General features: G+C 62.2%; 8 protein-coding genes. 4 read left to right on the forward strand and 4 right to left on the reverse strand.

Going from position 1 to position 7,023, the window contains the following annotated elements; translation table 11 throughout:
* The 3 genes from EN893_RS39165 to EN893_RS11000 form a co-directional block, all read left to right on the forward strand.
* A partial coding sequence (locus EN893_RS39165; protein WP_281062477.1) for a FliG C-terminal domain-containing protein occupies nt 1–445 on the forward strand: 445 nt, incomplete at its 5' end.
* Between the two features lie 9 nt (nt 446–454).
* Nucleotides 455–1,537, forward strand: a complete 1,083-nt coding sequence (gene flhB, locus EN893_RS10995; RefSeq protein ID WP_127268990.1) for a flagellar biosynthesis protein FlhB — start codon at nt 455–457, stop codon at nt 1,535–1,537.
* Nucleotides 1,534–1,971: a hypothetical protein gene (locus EN893_RS11000; protein WP_127268991.1), complete on the forward strand. Its 438-nt coding sequence runs from the start codon at nt 1,534–1,536 to the stop codon at nt 1,969–1,971. The genes flhB and EN893_RS11000 overlap by 4 nt, the downstream gene beginning before the upstream one ends.
* Before the next feature lie 34 nt (nt 1,972–2,005).
* Here the strand turns inward: EN893_RS11000 and EN893_RS11005 are convergent, their stop codons facing one another.
* The 4 genes from EN893_RS11005 to EN893_RS11020 all read right to left on the reverse strand — a co-directional run bounded on the left by EN893_RS11005 (nt 2,006) and on the right by EN893_RS11020 (nt 5,751).
* Nucleotides 2,006–2,776: a helix-turn-helix transcriptional regulator gene (locus EN893_RS11005; RefSeq protein ID WP_127271428.1), complete on the reverse strand. Its 771-nt coding sequence runs from the start codon at nt 2,774–2,776 to the stop codon at nt 2,006–2,008.
* The gene (locus tag EN893_RS11010; protein ID WP_127268993.1) at nt 2,773–3,483 is read right to left on the reverse strand and encodes a helix-turn-helix transcriptional regulator; all 711 of its coding nucleotides are present in this window, start codon (nt 3,481–3,483) and stop codon (nt 2,773–2,775) included. Before EN893_RS11010 ends, EN893_RS11005 begins: the two co-directional genes overlap by 4 nt.
* 553 nt (nt 3,484–4,036) lie before the next feature.
* Nucleotides 4,037–5,068 carry a histone deacetylase family protein gene (locus tag EN893_RS11015; RefSeq protein ID WP_127268994.1) on the reverse strand — a complete coding sequence of 344 codons (1,032 nt, stop codon included), beginning with the start codon at nt 5,066–5,068 and terminating at the stop codon, nt 4,037–4,039.
* A gap of 26 nt (nt 5,069–5,094) precedes the next feature.
* Entirely contained in the window at nt 5,095–5,751 is a 657-nt protein-coding gene (locus EN893_RS11020) for a TetR/AcrR family transcriptional regulator (protein ID WP_127268995.1), read from the reverse strand.
* Nucleotides 5,752–6,011: 260 nt separating this feature from the next.
* On the opposite strand from EN893_RS11020, the gene EN893_RS11025 reads away from it, so the two are divergent.
* Nucleotides 6,012–7,023 (forward strand): amidohydrolase family protein (locus EN893_RS11025; protein WP_164900797.1); only part of this gene is annotated, 1,012 nt, incomplete at its 3' end.

The raw sequence follows: 7,023 nt of genomic DNA on the forward strand, positions 1-7,023 counted from the left end.
GGCGGAAACCTCGACCAAGGACACCTCGGCCGGGCAGGCGCGTGTCGCCAGCGTTCTCAACGAACTCGACAAGCCGCTGCTCGAGGAGGTCATGCAGGATCTGGAAGCAGCCGGCACGCCTGATCTCGACGGTGTGAGGGCTCGCCTGTTTGCTTTCGACGACTTGCCGTTGCTCACCCAGAAAGCCCGGGTGCTGCTGTTCGACGGGCTCTCGACCGAACTGGTCACGCTGGCCCTGCGCGGCACTTCGGCCGCACTCGCAGAATCGGTGCTGTCGGCCATCGGCGCCCGCTCGCGGCGCATGATCGAAGCCGAACTCGGACAGGGCTCGGACGGGGTCCCTCTCGCCGACATCACGGCGGCCCGCAAGACGATCGTTACGACGACGATCCGGCTGTCGCGCGAAGGCGCCTTCGAACTGCCCTCGACCCAAGACGCCGCCTAAGGCCGCGCCATGGCTGACGCGGTCGACAAGGATTCGAAAACCGAAGAGGCGACGGAAAAGAAGATCCGCGACACCATCGAACAGGGCAAACTGCCCCATTCGCGGGAGACAGCGCTCCTTGCCTCGTTCGTTGCCATCCTGGTGTTCACCGTCTTCTACGCCAAGGATGCGATCATCGATCTCGGCATGTTCCTGTCGATGTTCCTGGAGAAGCCGGAAGCCTGGCCGATGGACACCGAGACCGACGTCATCGCGCTCTACAAGATCGTCCTCCTCGAGGTTGGCCGCGCCATCCTGAGCCTGATGGTGCTGCTGACCGTCGCCGGCATCGGCGCCTCGGTGTTCCAGAACATGCCGCAATTCGTAGGCGAGCGGATCCGGCCGCAACTCTCGCGCATTTCGATCGCCAAGGGATGGAACAGGCTGTTCGGCATCCAGGGTTGGGTCGAGTTCCTGAAGTCACTCGGCAAGGTCGGGTTTGCCATCGTCGTGCTGAGCTTCACGCTGTCGGAAGACCACCGAAAGCTGCTCGCCGGGATGATCACCAATCCGGTCGCATTCGGTCTCGTCATCCGCGGCATCGCCGTCGACATCCTGGTGGCGATCGTCTTCGTCATGGGGCTGATCGCGGCAATCGACATCGTCTGGTCGCGCTTCCACTGGAAGCAGGATCTGCGCATGAGCAAGCAGGAGGTCAAGGACGAGTTCAAACAGTCCGAGGGCGACCCGATCGTCAAGTCGCGGCTGCGCTCGCTGGCGCGCGACCGGGCGCGCAAGCGGATGATGACGGCGGTGCCGCGCGCGACGCTGATCATCGCCAACCCAACGCACTTCTCGATCGCGCTGAAATATGTGCGCGACGAGGACTCGGCACCCATGGTGCTGGCCAAGGGGCAGGATCTGGTGGCGCTGAAAATCCGCGAGATCGCGCGGGAACACAACATCCCGGTCTTCGAGGACGTGGCGCTCGCCCGCTCCATGTACAAGCAAGTTTCGGTCGATAGTGTGATCCCGTCACAATTCTACCAGGCCGTCGCCGAACTGGTGCGGATCGTCTACTCGAAAAAGGCTGAGCGCAGACAGATTTCATGAACCGGCAACCACACGCAAAATCTCGCGAGATCATAGTCGCCAGCGCCATCGAGCAGGTGGTGGGGGAACTCAGGCTGATCGATGTCGCCGACTACATCGCCTTTATCCGGCTGGAGCATTTCGCGTGCCTGTCGGACCTGGTCGATTCAGCGGTCGAGTTGTTCTTCATGCCGGGCACTCTGCGGCTTGGCCATGGTGGTGAGGCGCATGTCGACTGGAGCGGCAGCCCGCGCATCGTGCTCGATCTGGAACTGAGGCCGCCCGGCGTCACCGTCTATTTCCAGCTGACGCTGAGCGAGCTCGGCGCTTCGGTGGCGGTCAACTACGTGTCGTTCGAGAAGCCGGGCGAAGACCCGGAGCACAATACGGCGCTGCTCGAGGCGGTGATCGAACAGGCGCGTATCCGCAAGGTCGAGCCGCTCGCCTATCGCTGACGTCGGTCGCTATCGAGCTGCCTGTCGAAAACCCCTATTCGATCAAGCCCAGCCGCAGCGCCTTGGCCACGGCCTGGTTGCGATTGACGGCGTTGAGCTTCTGGGTCGATTGGGTCAGATACTGGTTAGCGGTGTGCACCGATAGTTTCAGGAGCCGCGCGATCTCTTCGCTGGTGTTGCCGTTGGCGGTCAGCTTAAGGCATTCGAGCTCGCGCTTGGAGATTGCCCGCATGCGGCCGGTATCGCCCGGACGGATGCGGGCGACGGCGGCGAACAGCGAAAAGCAGCGGGCGTGTATTTCGTAGAGCGCATCCTGCTGCAAGGTCATCTCCGAGCCCAGGAATACGACAAGACCGCATTGGCCGCGGTCGGCGTGCACGGGAAAAGCGATGCCGCTGGTTCCGGGCACCAGCGCCGCCATCTGCTCGGTCCAGGCGAGAGTGGTAAACAGCTCCACCATGGCAAGGACGCCGTCATCCGTCCACCAGCGCGGTTCGGTCGAGAGGCGGGTGTGGCGCACGATCTCCTCGCCGTTGGCGCCTGAGATGAACTTGGTCGCCACGGCAATGCCCGGATAGTCGGAATCAAAGCATGGCACGAGCCGCGCCCGCTCGGGCGAGGGGCTTACGAAGAAGAGGCCGAAAGCCGAGGCATTCATGTCAACGGCGATCCAGCGGCAGCGGCGCACGGCATCGGGTATGGTGACCGCGTGATGGGTTTCGGAGCCAAGGGTGAAGGCTCCGAACGGGTTGCGCTGCTCGTTGAAAAGGGCTTCGGCCGTTTCCTTGATATCGGCGTGTTTCAAATGATGCCGCTCCTGATCGCCGTGGCGATGGCCATCGCGCGGTTGCTGGCCGCGAATTTCTGGATGGCGTGGGTGATGTAGCTGTTGACGGTGTTGGAGGAGACGCCAAGGATGACGGCGACCTCGTCGGTGGTCTTGCCTTCGGAAACCCAGAACAGGCATTCGCGCTCCCGATCCGACAACGGATCCTGCATGGCGGCAGCGGCAATCAGTTGCGGGATGTGCGAGAGCGCGTAGCAGCATTTCAGTTGCGCCCGCATCAACGCCGGCTGGTCGATGCTGCCGGCGGTCGCCGCAGAGAACAGGGCGAACAGGCGCTGGCGACCGACATTAAGGCGCAGCGAATAGATTTCGGCATGGCCGAGCACGTCGAGAAGGCGGGCTTCCTCTCCGGTGATCAATCCGTCTGTTTCTGGTGCCCGGGATGCCACGAGCGGATGTGGACGGATACCTGGCGCGACGGTGAGCGCGCCTTGCGCGAGCCCGGCGATCAGCCGCTTGCCGATCAGCTCGATGGCATCGAAAATCCAGTTGGAGGAGACGATGCGCGCATCGTTGCGGTCCTGGTCGTGGACAATGGCGACCAACATGTAGCTGTCGGCGCCGATCTCGGCGGTCAGTTGCATGAAAAAGCTGGTGAGATCGCCGCGCGACGTCAGGCGCGAGCCCAATGTGTCGGATTGAAGAAGTGCGGCGGGACTGCTCATTCTTGTTGCTTTTGGCCGGAATCGTTTCTGCTGTCCGGATGCTGGAAGCCAGCCGCCAAACCCGAATACGCATTACTTTGACGAAGACACACGCGTGGCGCAGGGCTGCGCCGAACCAAATCCCGAATCCATTCAGGGAACGCGAAGCCGTCCGCGTCTGGTGCCGGAAAAGCTCCGGAACAAGAGACTTTGGGTGTTCGCCGCGCCCCCCAAGGACCGGCTGATTCGGGTCTAATCTACCCGCAGTTGAATCTGACATCAAACGCGATTTGACAAAATCGAATCCGATGGACACACGTGCGACTCAGAGGTCGGTTTTCGCGCCTCGGAACAGAAGACCGGGACGCGAAAACCTTCGCCGGCCATTTCGGCGGCCGGTCGATTTCGCCAGGCTCGGGAGCATTGAACAGATGGGCGCGCCGGTTGCCGTGCCGAAGGCTGGTGCCTTGGCCCGATAGTGGGAACCGGGCGATGTTGCCGCCCGGTCCCGGCCGTCCCTTGCTTATGCCTGTCGTTGTCCCAAAACCGCTAGATGCTCCGGGACGACAGGCATTTACCGATCCTCGAACCCGGTCAGCACGCCGACCGCGTTGATGCCGATCTCCTCGACGGCATAGCCGCCTTCCATGACGAACAGCGTCGGCAGGCCGAGCCCGCCGATGCGGCGGCCGATCTTTGGATAATCAGATGTCTTCAGCTTGAACTGGCTGATCGGGTCCTTCTCGAACGTATCGACACCCAGCGAGACGATGACGACATCCGGTGCATAAGCGGTGAGCCTGGCGCAGGCATCCTCGAGCGAGGCGTTCCATGCATCCCAGTCGGTGCCGAAGGGCATCGGATAGTTGATGTTGAAGCCTTCGCCGGCACCCGCGCCGCGTTCGTCGGCATGGCCGAGGAAGAACGGGTACTCGACCATCGGATCGCCATGCAGATTGAGCACCTGGACGTCGGCACGGTCGTAGAAGATCTCCTGCGTGCCGTTGCCGTGGTGATAGTCGACATCGAGGATCGAGATGCGTTTGGCGCCCTGGTCGCGGAACCATTGCGCGGCGACGGCGGCGTTGTTGATGTAGCAATAGCCGCCCATGAAGCCAGCCCCGGCATGGTGGCCGGGCGGACGGCAGAGCGCGAAGGCGGAAGCCTCGCCATCCTTGACCAGGCCGGCGGCGGTCAGCGCCACATCGTAAGAAGACTTGATCGCAGCCCATGTGCCTTCGACGAAGGTGGCGCCGGCATCGAAGGAATAATAGCCGAGCAGTGCGTCGACGCGCTTTGGCGGCACGTCGCCGCGCAGGCCGCGCGTCGGCCAGGTGAAGGGCATCGCCGTGCCCGTGAGGCCTGCTTGCAGCCATTGCGGCCAGACCGTCGGAAGAAAGTCGATATAGTCCGATTTGTGGATGCGCTTGGCGGCGGCGAGGTCATGTTCGTGCGGCGCGATGATGGGACCCAGTTTCTCGCTTTCGACCCGTGCCTTGATGAATTCGGCCCTCGATGGCTTTTCGAAACCCGGCACGATGGCTGATGTGACCAGTTCCATTTGGCCGGCATGGCCGGCGTGAAGGGGGGAGAAAACAGTCTTCATAAATTCCTCTCGAAGTGCGAAATCAGTCAAGATTCAAGATTGAGATAAGGGCTCACCAGAGCGAGCCACATTCTTTCCACATCATCCTCGATGAGGTCGTATGTCTTGCGGTCGCTTTTCAACCCGACAAGCCGGCAGGCGTGCCCGACGTCCATCATCAGCACGCCGAGCCGGCTGGCGATCTTGTCTTCAAGCGCCGGGTTCACATGCTGCAGCCATGCGGCGTAGAGCGCGATGATCTGCTCGTCATATTCGTTCTGGATCGGCCTGAGGTCGGCATTGCCTGAAATGGCCTCGATCACCGGCATCAGGCTGGCGTTTTCGAGGTAGAGTCTGGACGTGTCGATGAAGAGCTTGCGCACTTCGCGCCGAAACTCTTCACGGTTGGTGGGCGGGGCGACCTTGATACGCTTGGCGATCACCTCGGGAAAGGATGACAGCCAGCGCCGGGCGAGGTCCAGAAGAATGGCTTCCTTGTTGGGAAAGTATTGGTAGATCGAACCAACCGACAAGCCTGCGCGCTGCGCAATGGCGAGCGTCGTGGGCGTCTTGGTTCCTTGCTCCCGCGTCAAGACCAGCGCTGCGTCGAGAATCCGGTCGACCACCTTGCTGGAGCGTTGTTGCCGCGGCTGTTTGCGCGGTTCGAGCGCTATCCTGGTTTTGCGATCGAGACTGCGCTTCACTGTCCGATGTCCTCGTTCCCCGCCCGGTCTCAACATGGTGGGAGCTTGCTGTCCACAATACATTCCAGATTCGGCATGTTGACAAACGCGAATAATCAGTCGCATTCTTTATCCACGCTGCCTCTCGGGATGACAAGGGGAATTTCCAAGACAGCGCACTGGCATTCTTTTTCGTCCATGGCGTCGCTCCGGTGGGGTGGCAGGTTGTTGGACAAGAGGGTTTATCGGTCCCAGTCAGTCGTCAAAAGCGCGGAGTCGCGATGTCTGTCACAGGTGCGGGTCACAATGCGGATCTGATCGTCATCAACGGTCTCGTGCAGACCATGGACGACGACAATCCCACCGCCGAGGCTGTCGCCGTCAAGGATGGCGCAATCGTCGCCATCGGCAGCCGCGCCTCCATCGAAGAGTTCAAGGGACCGGCCACCAGGGTCATCGACGCCAAGGGCGGTTCGGTGGTCCCGGGGTTCATCGAAGCCCATATGCATCTGTTTTCGGGCGGGGCTGAACTTGCCCACCTTCAACTCACCGGTATTCATGGCTTCGAGGCGCTGCAGAAGGCGATCCGCGACTATGCGCCGACCCGGCCCGACGCGAAGATGCTGGTCGGCCAGGGCGTCGACTACACCGTGCTCGGCAGCGAGCGCGTGACGCGCCATCACCTCGACGCCATCTTGCCCGATCGCCCGTTCTGCATGGCGGCGCCCGACCATCACACCATGTGGGCCAACACCAAGGCGCTGGAAATGGCCGGCATCCTGCAGGGGCGCACGCTTGGTCCGGGCAATGAGATCGTCATGGGTGACGATGGTCTGGCCGCCGGTGAATTGCGCGAAGGCGAGGCCTTTGGCCCGGTGCTCGATCTTGCCGGCGAAGGCCGGGTGCGGCTGGGGCTGTCGACCGGCGGCGAGCCGGACCCGATGCCGACGACGGCGGAGCGGGACGCCGACCGCGACATCATGCGGCGCGGGCTCGCCTGGTGCGCCCGCCACGGCATCACCTCGATCCAGAACATGGACGGCAATCTCTATCAGCTTGAGCTGCTGGCCGAGATCGACGCCGAGGAAGGCTTGCCCTGCCGCGTCAAGATCCCGTTCCACTACAAGAATTTCATGACGCTCGACATGCTCGACAAGGCGTCTGATATGGCCGAACGCTACAACAGCGAATGGCTGTCGTCGGGCATGGTCAAGGTGTTCTACGACGGCGTTCTCGATTCCTGGACAGCTGTCATGGTCGAGCCTTATGCCGACCGGCTCGCCCACCCAGTCG

It is taken from the genome of Mesorhizobium sp. M7A.F.Ca.CA.004.04.2.1, assembly GCF_004022825.1.
GTDB lineage: Bacteria > Pseudomonadota > Alphaproteobacteria > Rhizobiales > Rhizobiaceae > Mesorhizobium.